The 21,174-nt window shown below is 68.3% G+C and carries 14 protein-coding genes; 11 read left to right on the top strand and 3 right to left on the bottom strand.

Going from position 1 to position 21,174, the window contains the following annotated elements:
- The first annotated feature begins 10 nt into the window (after nucleotides 1-10).
- From R8F63_19220 to R8F63_19170, 11 genes are all read left to right on the top strand, one after another.
- The gene (locus R8F63_19220; GenBank protein ID MDW3220740.1) at nucleotides 11-1,483 is read left to right on the top strand and encodes an aldehyde dehydrogenase family protein; all 1,473 of its coding nucleotides are present in this window, start codon (nucleotides 11-13) and stop codon (nucleotides 1,481-1,483) included.
- A gap of 9 nt (nucleotides 1,484-1,492) precedes the next feature.
- Nucleotides 1,493-1,720 (top strand): acyl carrier protein, encoded by a 228-nt coding sequence (locus R8F63_19215; protein ID MDW3220739.1) that lies wholly within the window; start codon nucleotides 1,493-1,495, stop codon nucleotides 1,718-1,720.
- A gap of 10 nt (nucleotides 1,721-1,730) precedes the next feature.
- Complete coding sequence (locus tag R8F63_19210; protein ID MDW3220738.1) at nucleotides 1,731-3,209, top strand: class I adenylate-forming enzyme family protein; 1,479 nt, start codon at nucleotides 1,731-1,733, stop codon at nucleotides 3,207-3,209.
- Complete coding sequence (locus R8F63_19205; protein MDW3220737.1) at nucleotides 3,206-3,358, top strand: hypothetical protein; 153 nt, start codon at nucleotides 3,206-3,208, stop codon at nucleotides 3,356-3,358. The genes R8F63_19210 and R8F63_19205 overlap by 4 nt, the downstream gene beginning before the upstream one ends.
- Before the next feature lie 4 nt (nucleotides 3,359-3,362).
- Nucleotides 3,363-4,553, top strand: a complete 1,191-nt coding sequence (locus tag R8F63_19200; protein ID MDW3220736.1) for a hypothetical protein — start codon at nucleotides 3,363-3,365, stop codon at nucleotides 4,551-4,553.
- Nucleotides 4,550-6,106, top strand: a complete 1,557-nt coding sequence (locus R8F63_19195) for an MBOAT family O-acyltransferase (protein ID MDW3220735.1) — start codon at nucleotides 4,550-4,552, stop codon at nucleotides 6,104-6,106. Before R8F63_19200 ends, R8F63_19195 begins: the two co-directional genes overlap by 4 nt.
- Before the next feature lie 62 nt (nucleotides 6,107-6,168).
- The gene (locus tag R8F63_19190; GenBank protein MDW3220734.1) at nucleotides 6,169-7,770 is read left to right on the top strand and encodes an alkaline phosphatase D family protein; all 1,602 of its coding nucleotides are present in this window, start codon (nucleotides 6,169-6,171) and stop codon (nucleotides 7,768-7,770) included.
- Between the two features lie 31 nt (nucleotides 7,771-7,801).
- The gene (locus R8F63_19185) at nucleotides 7,802-9,460 is read left to right on the top strand and encodes a hypothetical protein (GenBank protein ID MDW3220733.1); all 1,659 of its coding nucleotides are present in this window, start codon (nucleotides 7,802-7,804) and stop codon (nucleotides 9,458-9,460) included.
- A 17-nt stretch (nucleotides 9,461-9,477) separates the two neighbouring features.
- Nucleotides 9,478-9,930 (top strand): hypothetical protein, encoded by a 453-nt coding sequence (locus R8F63_19180; GenBank protein ID MDW3220732.1) that lies wholly within the window; start codon nucleotides 9,478-9,480, stop codon nucleotides 9,928-9,930.
- A complete protein-coding gene (locus tag R8F63_19175; GenBank protein ID MDW3220731.1) occupies nucleotides 9,927-11,372 on the top strand; it encodes a carboxylesterase family protein in 1,446 nt (481 codons plus the stop codon). Before R8F63_19180 ends, R8F63_19175 begins: the two co-directional genes overlap by 4 nt.
- A 1-nt stretch (nucleotide 11,373) precedes the next feature.
- A complete protein-coding gene (locus tag R8F63_19170) occupies nucleotides 11,374-12,216 on the top strand; it encodes an SDR family NAD(P)-dependent oxidoreductase (GenBank protein MDW3220730.1) in 843 nt (280 codons plus the stop codon).
- Between the two features lie 83 nt (nucleotides 12,217-12,299).
- Here R8F63_19170 and rpoC read toward each other — a convergent pair whose 3' ends face one another.
- From rpoC to R8F63_19155, 3 genes are all read right to left on the bottom strand, one after another.
- Nucleotides 12,300-16,220 (bottom strand): DNA-directed RNA polymerase subunit beta', encoded by a 3,921-nt coding sequence (gene rpoC / locus R8F63_19165; GenBank protein ID MDW3220729.1) that lies wholly within the window; start codon nucleotides 16,218-16,220, stop codon nucleotides 12,300-12,302.
- A 26-nt stretch (nucleotides 16,221-16,246) separates the two neighbouring features.
- Nucleotides 16,247-19,837 carry a DNA-directed RNA polymerase subunit beta gene (locus R8F63_19160; protein ID MDW3220728.1) on the bottom strand — a complete coding sequence of 1,197 codons (3,591 nt, stop codon included), beginning with the start codon at nucleotides 19,835-19,837 and terminating at the stop codon, nucleotides 16,247-16,249.
- 304 nt (nucleotides 19,838-20,141) lie between these two features.
- Nucleotides 20,142-21,128, bottom strand: coding sequence for a tyrosine-protein phosphatase (locus R8F63_19155; protein ID MDW3220727.1), 987 nt, complete (start codon nucleotides 21,126-21,128; stop codon nucleotides 20,142-20,144).
- Nucleotides 21,129-21,174 lie beyond the last annotated feature (46 nt).

The following is a 21,174-nucleotide window of genomic DNA, read 5'->3' as shown; positions in this document are numbered from 1 at the left end:
GGGTTGCGCGATGAACGGCCCGACCCCCGCGACGATCGCCGACCTGCGGTCCTGGTATCTCGACCACGCGTCACTCCCCTCCGACACGCCGACGTTCGACGCGTTCGACCCCTCGTCCGGCGCCGTGATCGCGACCGTGCCGATCTGTGATGCGGCACGGGTCGCCGAGGCCACGGCGGCGGCCCGCCGGGCGCAACCCTCGTGGGCGCGTACCACAGCGCAGGAACGCAACCGGCTCATGAACGAGTGCGCCGACCGGCTCGAAGCCATCGGTGACGAGCTGGCGGATCTGCTCGCGCTGGAGTCCGGCAAGGCGATCGCCACGGAGTGTCGGGGCGAGGTCGGACTCGTCGTCGAGATCTTCCGCTACTTCGCCGGCGTGAGCCACGAGGTCAAGGGGCACACCACCCAGCTCGGTCCGGACGTCCTCGGCTTCACGACCCGCCACCCGCACGGCGTCGTGGCCGGCATCGTTCCGTGGAACGTGCCGCTCATGATGATGGGCTACAAGGTCGCCGCCCCGCTCGTCGCCGGCAACGCATCGGTGATCAAGGTTCCCGAACAGACCTCGTTCACCCTGATCCGCGTGCTTCAGGAACTCACCGCCGTGCTACCCGACGGCATCCTGCACTTCCTGACGGGCACGGGCGAGATCACCGGCAATGCGCTGGTGGCCGATGCCGACGTCGACAAGGTCAGCTTCACCGGGAGCGTCGAGACCGGCCGCGTCGTCTACGAGGCGAGCGCCCGGCTCATCCGCCCGGTCACCCTGGAGCTCGGCGGCAAGAGCCCGATGATCGTGCTCGCCGACTGCGACCTCGACAAGGCGGTGCACGGTGTCGTCCAGTCGATGCGCTTCACCCGCGGCGGCCAGAGCTGCACCGCGGCGAGTCGGGTGTTCATCCCGACGGCCCGTCTCGACGACTTCCGCCAACGGCTCGGCAAGGCACTCGACGACATCCTGATCGGTCCCGCCCTAGACCCCGACACCCAGTGCGGCCCGCTCATCTCCGCCCGCCAACGGGACCGGGTGCAGGACTATGTCGACGGCGCGATCGCCGACGGCCTCGATGTCGCCACCTACGGCACCGTTGCCGACGGCGTCGACTGGGACGGCGGCTACTACGTGCGCCCCCATGCGATCTTCGATCCGCCGCCGGACCATCGCGCCGCGGTGGAGGAGATCTTCGGACCGGTCGTGTGCGTGTTCTCCTACGACGACGTGGACGACGCGCTCGCCCTCGCGAACGACACCGAGTTCGGCCTCTCCGCCAGCGTCTGGGGACGGGACATCACCACCTGCATGCGCCTCGCGGACCGTCTGGAAGCGGGCATCGTGCAGATCAACCAGAACGCGATCATGGTGCCGGGCATCGCGTACGGTGGCATCCGCACGAGCGGGTTGGGCAAAGAGGGCTCACTGGAAGCCATGCTCGAGTCGTACACGTACGCGAAGACCAACATCTTGAACTACGGCGACTGAGGAGCCCGCGTGAAGGACAAGATCCGATCCCTGGTGATCGAGAACCTGGGCCTCGAGCCCGACATCGCCGACGACACCCTCCTGTTCTCGTCCGGCCTGCTCGACAGCCTCAGTGCCGTGTCGCTGTTGTTCTCGCTGAACGACGACCTCGGCATCACCCTGTCGCCGCTCGACGTCGCCCTCGACGACTTCGACTCGATCGAGCTGATCGTGGCGACCGTCGAGAAGTACAGCTGAGTCACCCGCGGTGAAGAAGAACATCGCCCGCTACGTGATGGGTGCGCTCATCGCCGACGCCCACGCGCCATGCCTCGTCGGATCGTCCGAGCTCACCCGCGGCGACCTGCTGGCCCGTGTGCGGGGCCGCATCGACGAGCTGACCGATGCCGGCGTGGGCGCCGACGAGTTCGTCGTCGTGCTCTGCGGTCGGGGCGAGCGCTTCTGGGTGGACCTGCTCGCCCTGTGGGTGATCGGCGCCAAGCCGGTGTGTCTCGAACCGGACGTGCCGGACGACCATGGCGCCAACGTGCTCGCGATCACCGGTGCCACCCGTCTGTGCGCGGCCGGCATCGATCCGCCGCCGGCCTTCGCCGGGCTCGAACCCGTCGGCGACACCGACCCGGTGGGCGCGGCGGTGTCGTCGCTGCGGGATCTGCCCTGGGCCGGGGCCGACACCCAGCCGGATCTCGCCGGCCTCATCTTCACCTCCGGCACCACCGGTCTCCCGAAGGGGGTGCCGCTCACCCACGAACAGCTCGTGATGAACGCCCTGGCGACGCGGGATCGGCTCCGACTGCGGCGGACCGATCGGCTGATGATCGCGACCCCGTTCCGGTTCATCAGCTCGATCAGCCACTTCGTCGTCACGCTCATGTGCGGCGCGGCGTTCCACGGTGTCGAGACCACCCTCATGCCGAAGGACCTGATGACGGAGCTGGCCGACAACCGCATCACGGCCTTCGGCGGCTCGCCCTTCCATGCCCAGTTCGTCGCGCTGGCGGGCACGGAGCGTCTCCCCGATCTGCGCTGGCTGATGTCCTCGGGCGACCATCTGCCGGTCTCCACGATCGACCAGCTCCTGGCGGCGTTCCCCGATCTCGAGCTCCATGTCGTCTACGGCATGGCGGAGATGGGCGGGCGCATCTGCACGCTTCCGCCGGGGGACATCGTCCGCAAGAAGGGCAGCGTCGGCCTGCCGATCTCGGGTATCGAGCTCGACGTCTACGACGAGTCCGGCGCGATCGCGGCGCCCGGTGAAATCGGCGAAGTGCACGTCGACGGGCCGTTCCGCTTCGACGGCTACCACGAGAACCCGGCGGCCAACGACGCGGTGCTGGGCCCCCGCGGCTTCCACACCGGCGACAAGGCGTACCGCGACGAGGACGGGTACCTCTTCATGGCCGGCCGGTCGGACGCCGTCTTCAAACGGTCCGGCCTGAAGGTCTCCGCCCAGGTCATCACCGATGCGCTCAAGGATCTCGACTCGGTGGAGGACGCCTTCGTGCGGGCGGCGGCGGACCGGATGGAGGGCCACGTGCCGGTCGCCTACGTCGTCGTACGGGGCGACTTCGACCGGACCGAGACGGTGCGCCGGCTCCGCGAGGACCTGGCCACCAACCACATCCCGAAGACGTTCGTGCCGATCCCCTCGATCCCCCGCACCGGATCCGGCAAGGTCGACCGCCGAGCACTCGACGCGTTGATCGAGTCCTTGGAGACGTCGTGAGCGACGAGCCGACGGACGAACCGCCCGCCCATCCGCGTCGCGACTTCGCGATCGCTTACGCGTTCTGGGTGATCGTCTTCCTGTCGATCGCGGTCTCGATCTGGCTCACGTCCTCCGAGCTGTCGGCCTTCCGCTACGCCGGGTTCTGAACCGATGACCGGGCTGCTCGCCAACCGTCGCGCCTTCGCCGCCGCCGCCCTCACCGTCGCGATCCTGCTCGTCGCGGTGGAGGTGACCGTGCGGGTCGCATTCGATCCGGACGGTCTCGACGAGTGGAGTGCCGAGTCGTTCCTCGCCCACGAACGTGACGACCACGGCCGCCTCGTCTCCGAAGTCGTCGCGATCCAGTCGAGCGAGCGTCCGGACGCCGGGCGCATCATCCTCATCGGCGGCTCGACCATCCGGGAAGGCCTGTTGCCCGACGCGGTCATCCAGCAGGAGATCGACGCGGTGCTCGGCCCGGCGGCGCCCGAGGTGCACACCCTGTACAGCTTCGACCAGTCGATGGCCGAGACCGCCAGGATCGCGCTGAACCTGCCGTTGGCCGAGGGCGACACGGTCGTGATCAGCGTGAACCCGCGACGGTTCGGGTTCGGCGACGACGCGTTGGAACAGGAGTTCTCGGCCTCGCGCTTCTCCCTCCTCCCGGCCGACGAGCTGGATGAGCTCGTATCCGCCGACCCGATCGACGCCGCCCGCCCCGATCCCTCGGGGATCACCGGGCACCTCGAGGCGTTCGGTGACTCGGCGGTGTTCTCGCCGTGGGACGAGACCGCGGTGTTCGAGCATCGTCTGTTCCTGCGCCAGTGGGTCGAGGGCCGGCTCCGCGGCGAGACCACCCAGGCCTGGCAGGACCTCTTCGCCGGGCGGCTGACCTACGTCGACTGGGGCGCGCTGACCGACACCTCGTTTCGCGACATCCGCCGCCCGGTTCGCTACGGCTACGGCAACCAGCCGCTGACCGACATCGAGAAGGCCGAGCTGGCCGAGATCGTCGCCGAGACCCGTGTGCAGGGGTACCTCGATCATCACGAGCTCGATCTGACGATCGCGGCCGCGCTCACCGAGGCCATCCGGGCGACCGGCGCCGAGGTCGTCTTCCTCGAGGTCCCGCGGGCGAGCCAGTCCGTCGCCGCCTACGGACCGATCTGGGACCAGTACGACGCCGACGTCGACCGGCTCGTCGCCGCCGGCGATGCCACCCGGCTCGACCTCCGGTCGCTGCCGTTCGAGGACGACGAGTTCTTCGACCTCGAACACCTCCTCGCGCCCGCCCGCCCCCGCCTCACCGATGCCGTGTTCGAGGCCCTCCTCGACACCGAGCTGGGAATCGACGCCGAGTGATCACCAAGCTCCGCCCCCTGATCACGCTGCTCGCCCTCGCCGCGGTCCTCGTCGGCATCTGGTCGATCGTGACGGACGACATCGCCGGACCGGAAGCCCAGGGCATCACCGAGGACGGCCGATGGGAAGCCGAGTTCGAGGGGCACGGTGCGACGCTGGACTATGTCGTCCGCTTCTCGGTCGACGGCGTCGACACGGTCGACGACATCCGGACCCGCGGGTTCAACGAGGTCGAGTGCGATGCGTCGTTCACGTGCCGCGGCCACGCCACCCTCGTGGGCGACTCACTGCGCCTCGTCATCGCCCCGACGCTCGACGGCGCAATCGTGGACGTCGACGGCATCGACAACGTCCGCCAGACCCGCCAGGCACCCTTCGACGGCCGCTGGCTCAGCCGCCTCTTCCTGCTCGCCCTCGCGTTCGTCCCGGTGATCGTGCTCACCCATCGGCGCGAAGCGCTCAGTCAGTGGCTGCTGATCGGTTTCTCCGTGACCGTCCTGGCGGCGCTCCAGTTCGGCTTCACGGTGATCCTGCTCGCGATCCTGCTGGCCTTCTACGCGATCGGTCGCTGGTACCGGGCCAGTGACCGCCGCAGCGGGAGATTCATCCTCACCTGGCTCGCCGTCACCGCGCTGATCCTGCTGGTCCTCAAGAACTTCAAGGCCATCTTCCTCGTCTCGTTCGAGGATTACGGGGCGCTGGCGCTTGTGCTCCCGCTCGGCACCAGCTATTTCCTGATCCGGCTGCTCGATCTCCAGCTCCGGTGGCACCGCGGCCAACTCGAGGACCTGACGCTGCGGCGCTATCTCGTCTACGTCCTGTTCCCGCCGACCCTCGTCGCCGGACCGATCGAGCTCGTCGACACGTTCTTCAAGAACCGGGCCGAGCGCATCACCCGCGACGACATCGGTGACGGCGCGATGCGGATCACCGTCGGGGTGGCGAAGAAGCTCGTCATCGTCGACGGGATCCTCGCCGGACTGCTGTTCGAGAGCGGACTCTGGAGCCGAATCGTCACCGATCCGACCGGCGACCCGTGGGACGTCGTGCGCTTCTGCATCCTCGCCTACCTCCTCGCCTACCTCGACTTCTCGTCCTATTCGGACATCGCCATCGGGCTCGCCCGGCTGTTCGGCCACACCATCGGCGAGAACTTCCGCTGGCCGATCTTCGCGCCGGACCTCGCCGAGTTCTGGAGGCGGTGGCACATCTCCTTGTCGGGCTGGGCGTTCCGCAACGTCTTCTTCCCGGTCATCGCGACGACGCGGAGCCAGTCGGCCGCCCTCGTCGTCACCCTGCTCACGATCGCGCTCTGGCACGACCTCGCGCTGACCTGGGTGACCTGGGGGCTGTACCACGGCATCGGGATGGCGGTGCTCGCCTGGTGGCCGTGGAACCTCGTCAAGGAGAGTCGCTTCCGCACCATCGGCGGCACCGTGCTCACGAACCTCTATGTCGCCGGCGGCTTCGCGTTCGTGTCGATCCGCGACTACTCGCTCGCCTGGACGGTCTTCTGGCAGTTCGTCACCGCCCCGGTGCAGGCCCTGCTCTGATCCGAGAATGGACACGGAGTCAGGCACCTGTCCGTTCTCCCTCCCCCGGTTAGTGTCCGGCGATGGCCGGATCCCCACTCACCCGGCGATCGTTCCTGATCGTCACCGCCAGCGGCATAATCGCCGCCTGCTCGGGGGACGCCACGTCCGCGCCGCCGGTCACCACCGCGTCCACCACCTCCGCGGCGCCGACCACGACCGCGTCGACGCTGCCGCCGGGGCCGAGCTTCGCCGCCGATCCCTTCAGCCTCGGTGTCGCCTCCGGTGATCCGGCGAGCGACTCGGTCGTGCTCTGGACCCGGTTGGCAACCGACCCCTTCGCGCCCGACGGCGGGATGACCCCCGAAGCGGTGACGATCGGCTGGCAGGTCGGCGCCGACGAGAACATGAGCGACATCGTGGCGTCCGGGAACGCGGTCGCCGACCCGGCGTTCGGACACAGTGTCCACATCGAGCTCGCCGGACTCGAGCCGGCCCGCACCTACTGGTACCGCTTCTTCGTCGGCGACTGGGAGACGGAGACCGCCCGCACCCGCACGACACCGGCCGCCGGGGATCTCGCGGACCGACTCGTCCTGGGGCACATCAGTTGCCAGCGGATCACCCAGGGATACTGGACGGCCTTCGACGATCTCGCGACCCACGACGTGGACGCGATCGTCCACTGCGGCGACTACATCTACGAGCGAAACGGCAGCGGTATCCGGACGCTCGACATCCCGGAGCCCACCGAACTCGCCGGCTACCGGGCGATCTACGCGGGCTACAAGGCGGACCCCTCGCTGCAGGCCGCGCATGCGATCGCGCCGTGGGTCGTCACCTGGGACGACCACGAGGTGGAGAACAACTACCAGGGTCAGGTCGCGGAGAACGGCAGCGATACGCCGGATCGCGAGAGCTTCCTGGCCCGTCGGGGCGCCGCCTACCAGGCCTGGTGGGAGAACATGCCCGTCCGCCTCGCCGCCCCGGTCGGCGCATCGCTGCCGATCCACCGCGGGGTCGAGTTCGGTCGCCTCGTGTCCCTGTCCGTGCTCGACACACGCCAGTACCGGACGGACCAGGCATGCGCCGCGAACGACGTCGGTCCACGCTGCGAGGGATCGGACGGGCCGGACTTCACCGTGCTCGGCGCCGAACAGGAGGCATGGCTGAGCGACCGACTCGCCGCCTCCGATGCCGTCTACAACGTCCTGCAACAGCAGGTCGTCATGCAGCAATGGCGACTCCTGCCGGGCGACGCGGCGTGGAACCTCGACCAGTGGGACGGCTATCCCGCCGCCCGCGACCGCCTCTTCGACGACCTGCGGTCCCCCGACGTGCGCAACCCGGTGGTCCTCACCGGCGATGTCCACAGCAGTTGGGTCGGCAGCTTGGCGACGGACTTCGACGACGAGAACGCGGAGGTGATCGGCACCGAGTTCGTCGGCACGTCCGTCTCGTCCGACGGCTCGCTGCTCGAGCCGATCATCCCGGCGGTTCTGGAGCAGAATCCCCACCTCGAGTGGGCCCAGGCCACCCGCCGCGGTTGGACCCGCCACGAGATCACGCCGACGGAGTGGCGAGCCGACTTCCGCGAGGTCGAGGACGCGACCGTGCCGGGTACGGCCGTGGAGGTCGCCACGAGCTGGGTGCTCCCCGACGGCGGCACGGTCGAGCGGATCTAGCCTGCTGCGCCGGCGCGGCTACCCTGCCGTGATGATGCGGCGACGGTGGCAGGCAGTGTTCACGGTCGTCCTCGTGTCCACGATGCTGGCGACCGTGTCGCCGATCGCGGCCCAGGACGACGCGACAGGCGAGCTCGAGTGGGCGGTCACCATCCCTCGGACCGCGGGGGGCACGACGACCCCGCGCGGCTTCGCCGTCGACGAAGCCGCCGGCGAGATCGTCGCCATCCTCAACGTGGACGGGTCCGTCACGTTCGGCGGCGGCGACGTCGCCGAAGCGACCTACACCACCGGCACCTACGCGCTCCGCATCAGCCTGGAGGGAGAGCTTCGGTCCGTGATCGCGCTCGACGCCGCGGCGGAACGACTCACCATCACCGACGATGGCGACCTGTTGGTGACGAGCGAGGATCGCACGCTCGCCCGCGTCGCTCCGGACGGCACGGTCCGGTGGGAGCGTCGCATCGAAGGTCTCCGCGCCCCGATCGCCGTCGAGCTGACGGATGGCACGATCGCCCTCGCGGCCCGGTTCACGGGCACGATCGTGCTCGGCGAAGGCGAGGACACCGAGACGTCCCTGACGCACGAGGGCAGCCCCCTCGGTTCGGCGTTCGTCGCCTGGTTGACGCCGGACGGGACGCTGGTCGACACCGACCTGTGGGCAGACGTCAGCGACGTCACCGTCGCCGCGGGCCCGGACGGCGGCGTGCGCGTGCTCGGCGTCGCGGCCAGCACGGTGACCATCGGCGAGGGGGCAGCCGAGACCACGATCGAGGTCGTCCAGGAGGACACCCGGATCGTGCAGGACGCGATCCTCGGTTCGTACAACAGTGCCCGGGAGCTCGACTGGGGGGTCGGCACCGGCGTGTCGTTCTCCGGCGACGTGCTCGATCTCGCGACGAGCGACGACGGTGCCTCGGTCCTCTGGCTCAGCACCAACCGGGAGATCGTCATGGGCGAGGGAACGGACGCGGAGGCGACGGCCGAGATCCTGATCGACGACGGGTTCGGCGACGATCACCTCCTGGCCCGCTACTCCGCGGCCGGCGACTTCGAGTGGGTCCACGTCATCGGCTCGGCGGAGGCCGGCGAGGAGGAGTACCGCTCGCTGGGGGTCCGGCCGAGCGGCGAGATCATCGTCTCTGGAGACGTGGGTCCGGGCAGCGTCACCTTCGGCGCGGACGAGCCGACCCAGGAACTCGGCGACCAGTCGCGTCTCGGCGTCGCCGTCTACCAGCCGGACGGCTCGCTCGTGTGGACGACCGGCTACGGAAGCGAGGACTTCGACGTGTCCTGGGGCTCGGAACTCCTCGCCGACGGCGATGCGATCGTGTTCGCGATAACCAGCGGACCGACGTCGTTCGGGTTCCCACCGGACGAAACCCCGGTGGCCGACGACGACAGCTGGCTCGTCGCCCGACTCGACGGCTTCACCCCGCCGCCGCCGACCACGACCACCACGACGACCGTTGCGCCGACGACCACGGAACCGCCGTCGGACGATCCGGAGCCGACCGACGATGGCACCCTGGCGCCCGATGACGGGGCCGCCGAACCGGCCGCGGACGCCACGAGCGACGACGGTGACGGCGGCGCGGGCGGTGCGATCGTCATCGTCGTGGTGGCGCTCATCGCGCTCGGCGGCGGCTACCTGCTCATCCGAGGCCGGAGGCCGACGACCGGCACCTGACCGAGAGGGTCGACCCCATGCCACTGCGGTTCAACCACATGGAGCTGACGCTCCCACCGGGAAGGCTCACGGAAACGCGCGACGAGATACGGGAGTTCTACGGCGACCTGCTGGGTTGGACGGCGAGCGACATCCCGATCCTCGGCCAGAGCGGGTTGCTGCTCCGCACCGACGACGCCACGAGCCAGTTCATCCTCGTGACAGAACAGCGCGTTCACATCGATTCCCCCGGCTACGACCATCTGGGGCTCTTGTGTGACACCCGCGCCGAGGTCGATGCCCTGCTGGCGAAGGCCAAGGCACGCCGAGCGGCGGACGATCGCGTGCAGATCAAGGAATACGACGACCTGGTCAACGGCGACCATGTGACCCACGCGTTCTACGTGCGGTTCCTGCTCCCGATCTGGTTCGACATCCAGTGCTTCGAGCGCGGCGGCGAACCCCAACCGGACCACTGGACGTTCACGTGAAACGCCGGGAACAACAGACCACCGTGTCCGGTGGGTGCCTCCGCGGCCTCCCCGGCGACGTCCTTGCGTTCCGCGGCGTGGCGTATGCCCGAGCGGAGCGTTTCGGCCTCCCCGAGCCGGTTCCGGCCTGGCCGGGCGTCCGGTCCGCCGACGCGCCCGGCCCGGCGCCGCTACAGGTCGTCCCGGACGACGCGCCGGTACCCGGGATGGCCGTCGCCGACATCGGCGAGGACTGCCTCAGCGCCGAGATCCGCACGCCGGGTCTGCACGGATCGCGGCCGGTCCTCGTCTGGATTCCCGGCGGGTCGTTCAAGATCGGCGGCAACGCGCTGGCGACCTACGACGGCAGTCGGCTCGCAGCCGAGGGCGATCTCGTCACGGTGGCCCTCAACTACCGACTCGGCATGTGCGGCTTCCTCGCCGCCGACGGCGTGCCCAGCAACCTCGGGCTCCGCGATCTGATCGCCGCGCTGACCTGGATCCGCGACGAGATCGCCGCCTTCGGAGGCGACCCGAGCCGGGTGGTCGTCATGGGCGAATCCGCCGGCGCGGGAGCCGTCGCCCACCTGCTCGCCGTGCCGGGGATCGAAGACCTGGTAAGCGGCGCGATCATCGCCAGCGGCGCGCCCGGCGCCACACTCACGTCGGACGCCGCGGGGGTCGTGGCCGACGCGGTGCTCGCCGCGGCAGGTACCGACTCGGTCGATGCGTTGCGCGCGCTCGATGCCGATGACCTCCTGGATGTGCAGACCCGCGCCGACGCGGATCTCCTCGCCACCGTCGGCATGATGCCGTTCCATCCGTGGGTCGACGGCGACATCCTCCCCCGTTCACCGCTCGACGCCGCCCGCCAGGGTCGGCTCGCGCCGGTGCCGGTCGTGATCGGGACCACGAGTCAGGAGATGGAGTTGTTCCGCGACGCGGTGCCGGACCTCCCGGACGAGTTCGCCGCCGCCTGGCTCGCACCGAAGGTCGCCGCGGTCACCGGCTCGCCCCCCGCGGACGAGCAGGTCCGAGCGGGCCTGGCCGCCGCCGGAGATCTCGTCGAGGCCATCGCCGACACCGAGCTGCATCTCCCGGCCGTCGTGCTCGCCGACGCCCATGTGGCCGCCGGCCATTCCGTCTGGCGCTACCGGTTCGACTGGCAGGCGCCGACCATCGGTGCCGCCCACGCCGTCGACCTGCCGTTCCATTTCGGAACCCTCGACGCGCAGGGTTGGCGGGCGTTCGTCGCCGGCGACGACGCGGCCGACCGGCTGTCCGCAGCCATGCGGGAGGCATGGGCCGCCTTCTGCCACCGCGGGACACCGGCGTGCGCGCCGATCGGCGACTGGCCGGCCCACGACACGATCTCCCGACCCACGATCCGGCTCGGGCGCGAGATCACGATCGACGACGATCCGGATGCCGAACGCCGCCGGGCGTGGCTCGGGGAGGACTGACATGGGCGCACTCGACGGAAAGGTCGCGCTGGTGACGGGCGGGAGCCGCAGCATCGGTCGTGGGTGCGCGATCGAGCTCGGCGCCGCGGGCGCGACCGTGTACCTCACCGGTCGGTCGGCCACGGAGGCCGACAACCCGTTGCCGGGCACCGTCGGCGCGACCGCCGCCGAGGTCATCGAGGCGGGCGGCGATGCCGTCGGCCTCGTCTGCGACCATCGTGACGACGACGCGGTCGCGGCGGTCTTCGATCGGATCGAGTCGGACCACGGCCGCCTGGACGTCCTCGTCAACAACGCGTTCATCGTCACCCCGGACCTCACCTCCGGCAAGCCGTTCTGGGAGGTGCCGCTGTCCGACTGGGACGACATGATCGACGTCGGCACCCGCTCGGCCTATGTGGCGAGCGCGATGGCCGCGAAGCGGTTCATGGTGCCGGCCGGCTCCGGCACGATCGTCAACATCAGCTCGTCCGGCGCGACCGAGTACGCGTGGCATGTCGTGTACGGCGTGGGCAAGTGCGCGCTCGACCGCATCACCCGTGACACCGCCCACGAACTCGGCCCCCACGGCGTCACGGTCGTCTCACTGTGGCCCGGATTCGTGAAGAACGAACGGATCGAACTCGCGGAACGGGCCGGCATGCTCCCCGCGTCGCTCGACACCTCCACGGCGGAGTCGTTCCGCTTCACCGGTCGAGCGGCAGCCCATCTCGCCGCCGACCCCGATGTCGCCCGCTGGACCGGTCAGGCGCTCACGTCACGTGACCTCGCCGACGCCTACAACTTCACCGACATCGATGGATCCCTGCCCGACGGACCGCTCCACGACCGCGGCGCCGACTGAGCCCCACCCCAAAACCACGAACTGGCGTGTGCATCACCCGGTTTTCGGGTGATGCACACGCCAGTTGCAGGGTTGGGGCCGGATCAGGCCTCGGCGGTGGGCATCGTGATGACGTCGGCGCCGCCCTCGGAGCGGCCGGCGAGCCACTCGGCGAGGTCCTGCTCCTCGGCATCATCGCTGGTGTAGTAGTCCATCGGCTCGTAGTCCGGCGCATTGGTCTTGATGTTGCGGTACTCGGTCATGCCGGTACCGGCCGGGATGAGCTTGCCGATGATGATGTTCTCCTTGAGGCCCTGCAGGCTGTCGCTCTTGGACTCGATCGCGGCCTCGGTGAGGACACGGGTGGTCTCCTGGAACGACGCGGCCGACAGCCACGACTCCGTCGCGAGCGACGCCTTCGTGATGCCCATCAGCTGGGGACGACCCTCGGCGGGCTTGCCGCCCTCCTCGACCACACGCCGGTTGGTGTCGGCGAAGGTCTTCTGGTCGATCTGGTAGCCGGGCAGGAACTCGGTGTCACCGGGCTCGTTGATCAGGATGCGCTTGGTCATCTGCCGCACGATCAGCTCGATGTGCTTGTCGTGGATCGACACGCCCTGGTCGCGGTACACCTTCTGCACCTCGTTGACGAGGTACTGCTGGGTCTCGCGGACGCCCTTGATCTCGAGGAGCTCCTTGGGATCGCGGGCACCCTCGACGATGGCGTCGCCGGCCCGGACTTCCTGGCCGTCGGTCACCTCGAGTCGGGCTCCGGACGGGATCGTGTAGGCATCCTCCTCGCCGTCGTCCGCGACGACCAGGACCTCACGGCCACGGCCGTCGTCCTCACCCACGCGGACCACACCGGAGGTGCGGGCCAGGGTGGCCTTGCCCTTCGGGGTGCGGGCCTCGAAGAGCTCCACGACGCGGGGCAGACCGCCGGCGATGTCCTGCGCACCGGCCACACCACCGGTGTGGAAGGTCCGCATGGTCAGCTGGGTACCCGGCTCACCGATGGACTGAGCGGCGATGACGCCGACCGCTTCGCCGAGCTCGATGCGTCCGCCGGTGGCGAGCGACATGCCGTAGCTCTTGGCGGAGATGCCGAACGCCGAGTCGTCGGTCAGGGGCGAGAGCACTCGGACCCGGGTGACCGCTTCGTCGTCGCGCAGCGTCGCGAGTTCGTCGTCGCCCACCATGGTGTCGGCCGGAATGGTCGAACCATCGGAGAGGGTGACGTCCTCGGCCAACACCCGACCGAACAGGCGCGTCTCGAGATGCGTCCGCTTGTTGGGTGAGTCCGGGGCGATGTCCTCGAGCCAGATGCCACGGATCGGACCGGGGCGCTCGAAGGGATCCTCGTCGTTGATGATGAGCTCCTGCGCGACGTCCACGAGACGACGCGTGAGGTAGCCCGAGTCGGCGGTACGCAGCGCCGTGTCCACGAGGCCCTTCCGGGCACCCGGGGTGGCGATGAAGTACTCCAGCATCTTCAGGCCCTCGCGGAAGTTGCTCTTGATCGGGCGGGGGATCATGTCACCACGCGGGTTGGCGACGAGACCACGCATGCCGGCGATCTGACGCACCTGCATCATGTTTCCGCGAGCACCCGAGTCGACCATCATGTTGACCGGGTTGAACTGCTGGGCCTCGAGGCCGTCCTTCATGCGGTTGGTCACCTCTTCGGTGGCCTCCGACCAGACCTCGACCTCCATCTGCCGACGCTCACCATCGGTGATGATGCCGCGCCGGAACTGCTGCTCGATCTTGTCGGCCTGCTTCTCGTGACGGTCGAGGATCTCGGCCTTCTCCGACGGCGTCGCAACGTCATCGATGGAGACCGTGAGGCCCGACTGCATCGCGAAGGCGAAGCAGGTGTCCTTGATCGCGTCGAGGCTGACGGCGACGTCCTGCTTCGCGTAGCCGCGAGCCAGCGTGTCGACGATCGCCCCCATCTCCTTCTTGCCGACCTTCGCGTTGACGTAGGGGTACGCCTCCGGGAGGGTCTCGTTGAAGAAGACACGGCCGACGGTGGTCGGCTCGTACTGGGCGGCTTCACCGTTGGCCGGGCTGATCAGCAGATCCGGGGTGCGGAACTGGATCGGCGCGTGGATCGCGACATCGCCGCGCTCGTAGGCCGCGTGGAGCTCCTGGGTGTCGCGGAACACTCGGCCCGCGCCCTTGGCGTCCTCCACCAGATCGGTGAGGTAGTACGCACCGATGATCATGTCCTGCGTCGGCGTGACCAGCGGACGGCCGTTGGCCGGGCTGAGCACGTTGTTGGCGCTGAGCATGAGCACCCGGGCCTCGGCCTGGGCCTCGGCGGACAGCGGCAGATGGACCGCCATCTGGTCGCCGTCGAAGTCGGCGTTGAAAGCGGTACACACCAGCGGGTGCAGGCGAATGGCCTTGCCCTCGACGAGGACGGGCTCGAACGCCTGGATGCCGAGGCGGTGCAAGGTCGGCGCGCGGTTCAGCATCACCGGGTGTTCCTTGATGACGTCCTCGAGGACGTCCCACACCTGCGGACGACGACGCTCGACCATGCGCTTGGCCGACTTGATGTTCTGGGCCAGCTCGGCGTCCACGAGACGCTTCATGACGAACGGCTTGAACAGCTCGAGCGCCATGATCTTGGGGAGACCGCACTGGTGGAACTTGAGGGTCGGGCCGACCACGATGACCGAACGGCCGGAGTAGTCGACGCGCTTGCCGAGCAGGTTCTGACGGAACCGGCCCTGCTTGCCCTTGAGCATGTCGGACAGCGACTTGAGCGGACGGTTGCCGGGACCCGTGACCGGGCGACCACGACGACCGTTGTCGAACAGGGCGTCGACGGCCTCCTGGAGCATCCGCTTCTCGTTGTTGACGATGATCTCCGGCGCACCGAGGTCCAGCAGACGCTTGAGCCGGTTGTTGCGGTTGATCACGCGGCGGTAGAGGTCGTTGAGGTCGGAGGTCGCGAAGCGGCCACCGTCCAGCTGGACCATCGGGCGCAGCTCCGGCGGGATGACCGGGACGACGTCGAGGATCATGGCGCGCGGATCGTTGATCCGGCGCCCGTGCTCGTCGCGGCGGTTGAAGGCGGCGACGATCTTCAGTCGCTTGATCGCCTTCTGCTTGCGCTGGGCGGACAGACCCTTCACGCCTTCCGGCGGATCGATCTGGGCCCGCAGACGGACCTCTTCGTCGTCGAAGTCGAGATGCTCGACCAGACGGGCGATCGCGTCGGCACCCATGCCGCCCACGAAGTAGTCGCCCCAACGGTCGACGAGCTCGCGCCACAACATCTCGTCTTCGATGATCTGCCGACCGAACAGGCTCTTGAACTCGTCCCACGCCCGGTCGAGGATCTCGGTCTCGAACTCGAACTGCTCGCGGATCTCGGCCAGGTCCTTCTCGGCCTGACGGCGAGCCGCCTTCAGCTCGGTCTCCTTGGCGCCGTCCTTTTCGAGCGCGGCGAGTTCCTTCTCGAGTTCCTCGTTGCGTCGAGCCAGGTCCAGCTCCATGTCCTTGTCGATCGCTTCGCGCTCACCGACGACCTCGGCCTCGAGCGAGGGGAGGTCCTCGTCGCGACGCTCCTCGTCGACGGACACGACCAGGTTGGCCGCGAAGTAGATGACCTTCTCGAGCTGCTTGGCCTTGAGCTCCTCCTTGGGCTCGGTGCCCATGAGGAGATACGCCAGCCACGAACGGGTGCCGCGGAGGTACCAGATGTGCACCGCCGGCGCGGCGAGCTCGATGTGGCCCATCCGCTCACGGCGCACCTTCGAACGGGTGACCTCGACGCCACACCGCTCACAGATGATGCCCTTGAACCGGACGCGCTTGTACTTGCCACAGGCGCACTCCCAGTCCTTCGTCGGACCGAAGATCTTCTCGCAGAAGAGTCCGTCCTTCTCGGGCTTGAGCGTGCGGTAGTTGATGGTCTCCGGCTTCTTGACCTCGCCGTTGGACCACATGCGGATCGAGTCCGCGGTCGCGAGACCGATCTTCAGGTTGGAGAAATCATTGACGTCGAGCATGTTGTTCCCTCAGTCCGTTCCCGGTCTCAGCCGCGGGCCGCACGAGCGGCGGCACGGGCAGCGTCTTCTTCATCTGATCCACGCTCGGGGCGCTGGAGATCGATCCCCAGCTCCTCGACCGTGCGGAAGGTCTCCTCGTCGAGTTCACGCATCTCGATCTCCTGACCGTCCTTGGAGAGCACCTCGACGTTGATGCACAACGCCTGCATTTCCTTGATGAGCACCTTGAAGGACTCGGGGATGCCCGGCTCCGGGATGTTCTCGCCCTTGACGATGGCCTCGTAGACCTTCACCCGGCCGAGCACGTCGTCGGACTTGATCGTGAGCAGCTCCTGCAGGCAGTAGGCCGCGCCGTACGCCTCGAGGGCCCACACCTCCATCTCACCGAAGCGCTGGCCACCGAACTGGGCCTTACCGCCGAGCGGCTGCTGGGTGATCATGGAGTACGGACCGGTCGAACGGGCGTGGATCTTGTCGTCCACGAGGTGGGCCAACTTCAGGATGTAGACGTAGCCCGTCATGATCGGGTTGTCGTACGGCTCACCGGTGCGCCCGTTGAAGAGCATCTGCTTGCCGTCGGTACCGATCAGGCGGGTCTCACCGTCGTGGCTCTCCGCGTTGAGGTTCTTCAGGATGTCGACGATGACGGGCTTGTCACCGGCGAGCTCCTGCTCGTCCCACTTGGCGCCGTCGAACACCGGCGTGGCGATGAACGTGGACGGCTTCGTGGTCGGACGCGTCTTGCGCTCGGTGCCCCGGACCGGCTCGTCGCCGACCTTCTCACCATCGATGTCCCAGCCCCAGCGCGCCGCGTAGCCGAGGTGCGCCTCGAGCACCTGGCCCACGTTCATGCGGGACGGAACGCCGAGCGGGTTGAGGATGATGTCGACCTGCTGGCCGTCGGCGTTGAACGGCATGTCCTCGATCGGGAGGATCTTGGAGATGACGCCCTTGTTGCCGTGGCGGCCGGCGAGCTTGTCACCGACGCTGATCTTGCGCTTCTGGGCGACGTAGACCCGCACGAGCTGGTTGACCCCGGGGGGCAGCTCGTGGGCGTCGTCGCGATTGAAGACCTTGACGTCGATGACCTTGCCGGTCTCGCCGTGGGGGACCTTCAGCGACGTGTCGCGCACCTCACGGGCCTTCTCCCCGAAGATCGCCCGCAGGAGGCGCTCCTCCGGCGTGAGCTCGGTCTCGCCCTTGGGCGTGACCTTGCCGACGAGGACGTCGCCCGGGCCGACTTCGGCGCCGACGCGGATGATGCCGCGCTCGTCGAGGTCGGCGAGGATCTCCTCGCTCAGGTTCGGGATGTCCCGGGTGATCTCCTCCGGGCCGAGCTTCGTGTCACGGGCATCGATCTCGTGCTCGTGGATGTGGACCGACGTGAGCACGTCGTCCTTCACGAGCCGCTCCGAGAGGATGATCGCGTCCTCGAAGTTGTAGCCCTCCCACGGCATGAAGGCGACGAGCAGGTTCTTGCCGAGCGCCAGCTCGCCGTTGTCCGTGGACGGACCGTCGGCGAGGAGCTGGCCCTTCTTGACCTTGTCGCCCTCGGCCACGCGGGGCTTCTGGGAGATGCAGGAGTCCTGGTTCGACCGCTCGAAGCGCTTGAGCCGGATCGTGGTCTGACCCTTGTTCTTGTAGTCGAGGACCATGTGGTCGCCGTCGAGTTCGACGACGGTGCCGTCCTCCTCGGCGAGCACCATGTCGGCGGCGTCGGTGGCGCAGCGGCCCTCGATGCCGGTGCCGATGTAGGGAGCCTCGGCTCGCACCAGCGGCACGGCCTGGCGCTGCATGTTGGCGCCCATGAGCGCACGGTTGGCGTCATCGTGCTCGAGGAAGGGGATCAGCGCCGTGGCGACCGAGATGATCTGCTTCGGCGAGACGTCCATCATCTGGACTTCCTCCGGCGGCACCGAGGAGATCTCGGTGGTGGCACCGAAGAACACTTCCTGTTCGAGCTGGAGGCGAAGGTCCTGCAGCGACGCAGCCTGCGGCGACCGGCGCACCAGCACCCGGTCGTTGAGGAAGTTGCCCTTGGCGTCGATCGGCGCGTTGGCCTGGGCGACGACGTAGTCCTCTTCCTCGTCGGCGGTCAGGTAGACGATCTCGTCGGTGACGCGACCCTTCTTGACCACGCGGTAGGGCGTCTCGATGAAGCCGAACGGGTTGACCCGGGCGAAGGACGCCAGGCCACCGATCAGACCGATGTTCGGACCCTCCGGGGTCTCGATCGGGCACATGCGGCCGTAGTGCGAGAAGTGAACGTCTCGCACCTCGAAGCCGGCCCGCTCACGGGACAGACCACCCGGGCCGAGCGCCGAGAGACGACGACGGTGGGTGAGACCCGACAGGGGGTTGACCTGGTCCATGAACTGCGACAGCTGGGAGGTTCCGAAGAACTCCTTGATCGCGGCGACCACGGGACGGATGTTGATCAGCGTCTGCGGGGTGATGGCCTCGACGTCCTGGGTGGTCATGCGCTCGCGCACGACCCGCTCCATGCGGCTGAGACCGATGCGGACCTGGTTCTGGATCAGCTCGCCGACGCTGCGGATGCGGCGGTTGGCGAAGTGGTCCTGGTCGTCGAGGCGATAGCCCGGCTCGCCCTTGGCGAGGTTGAGCAGGTAGGTGGTGGCGGCCAGCATCTCGGCCTGGGCCAGCACCGACTGGTCCTCGTCGGGACGCTCGAGATCGAGCTTGAACTGCTTCTGGAGAAAGTCGAGTTCGGGACCGAGCTTGCGGTTGAGCTTGTAGCGACCGACCCGGCTGAGGTCGTAACGCCGCGGCTCGAAGAAGGCGTTGCGGAAGTAGGCACGGGCGGACTCGACCGTGGGCGGCTCACCCGGACGGGCCCGCTTGTAGATCTCGAGGAGCGCCTCTTCCTGGGTCGGGGCGATCTCCTTGTCCTTCTCCCACTGACCCTCGAGGAAGTCGAAGTAGTCGACGAACTTGTCGAGGAAGCCCGGCTCGTTCTCCTCGTCGTAGCCGAGGGCGCGCAGGAGCGTGAACAGCGAGATCCGACGCTTGCGGGCGACGCGGGCGCCGGCGGTGACGTCCTTGCCCGGCTTCTGCTCGACGTCGAACTCGATCCACTCACCGCGGTACGGGTGGACGGTGCCCGTGACGAGCTGGTGCTTGCTCAGGTTCCGCAGACGGAACCGCTCACCCGGCTGGAAGATGACACCCGGCGAACGCACGAGCTGGGACACGACGACCCGCTCGGTACCGTTGATGATGAAGGTGCCCTTGTCGGTCATCATGGGGAAGTCACCCATGAAGACCGTCTGCTCCTTGATCTCGCCGGTGTTGGCGTTCATGAAGCGAGCGCGCACGAAGATCGGCGCGCTGTAGGTCATGTCCTTTTCCTTGCACTCCTCCACCGTGAACTTCGGCGGCGGACGCAGGTCCTCGTCGTCGGGATCGAACTCCAGCTCGAGCTGGAGCGTCTCGGTGAAGTCCTTGATCGGGCTGATGTCGCGGAAGGTCTGAGCCAGACCCTCGTCGAGCAACCATGTGAAGGACTCACGCTGGACAGCGATGAGATCGGGCAGTTCGAGAACCTCGGGGAGGTTGCCGAACGAATAGCGTTCGCGATGAGCGGCGCGTGTAGTCACCTTGGCTCCAAAATTGGCCGTGGAAGAGGACGACAACTGGTCGTCCGGGCGCGGAGAACCGAGATCCAGGGATTCGGCACAGGCGCGAGGACGACCACGTTGCCTTGCACGCTAGTGGTTCCGCGCTACTCCAGCAACTTTCGGGCAACCAGAAGCGGCACCGGCCTGTTCGGGCGGTGCACGATCCGGGCCGGTCGAGCCGGGCGGATTTGTCCGCGAACGGTAAAGGACGGCGGCCGCGAGGTCAAGGAACCCGGCGCGGACGTAACCCGACTGTGATCTGGTTCGGCCGGGTCGCGTCCGCTCATTCACCGCTGCGCAGAGCGGCCCGGGCCCGGGCGGCGACGTCCTCGTCCACGCCGATACTGCGCACGTACGCCGCGTGATCGCCCCACTTCTCGCGCAGCCCGTCGAGGGTCTTGCGCATGGCCGGACGGGGCGAGCCCCACATGGCGTGGAAGTCGTCCGGGTCCAGGCCGGCCTGTCGGATCTGGTCGGCGAACCACGACGTGCCCTCCGACGACTGGGCCCGATAGTGGGCGGAGATCTCGTAGTCGTCGAGGATGTAGGGCTCGGCCACACCGGCGAGACCGAGCATGGTCATCGCCGTGATCCCGGTGCGGTCCTTGCCCGCGGTGCAGTGGAAGAGGATCGGCCGACCGTCCGCGACCGCGGCCACCATCGCCGCGATGTAGTCGGGGAACCCCTCGAGCATGCGCAGGTAGCCCGCAGCCATGTCGTCCTCGTCGAACTTCGTCAGATCACCGTCGACGATCCGCTCGAGCATCGACCGCTGCTGGGCGACATCGCTCGACATGGGCATGTGCACATGGTCGACATGATCGGGAAGTCGATCGGGGGCGTGCTCGACCTCGGCGTCGGAACGGAGGTCGAAGACCGTCGTGATCCCGAGGCGTTCGAGGACACCGTGATCCGTGGCGGTCAATCCGTGCAGACCGTCGCTGCGGAACACGCGGCCCCAGCGGGTCCACCGGCCGTCGACCGTGGGATAGCCACCGATGTCGCGGAAGTTGTCCGGGCCCTCCAGCTCGATGCGTCGCGACGCGGCGACGACGAAACCGTCGTCGGGGCTGAAGAGGTGCACGTACTGCGGATGCGGGGCGCGGGGCAGCACCGCCCGACCCGGCGCGTCGGGGGCTCGGACGTCGGTGCCGGCGTCGTCGGGCGAGTCGGACAGGAAGACCGACAACTCCGGACCACCGCCCCGCCAGGTCACGATCAACCGATCGTCGGCGGCGAGCACGTTGACATGGGAGAGCGGGTCGGCCACGGGCGCACCCTAACGGACGACGTTCGTCGCGGAACGCGGAACCGCA

The sequence above is a fragment of the Acidimicrobiales bacterium genome, from assembly GCA_033344915.1.
Taxonomy (GTDB): Bacteria; Actinomycetota; Acidimicrobiia; order Acidimicrobiales; family Aldehydirespiratoraceae; genus JAJRXC01.
Note: the sequence above shows the minus strand (reverse complement) of the source record. Positions and strands in the feature narration are given on the sequence as shown.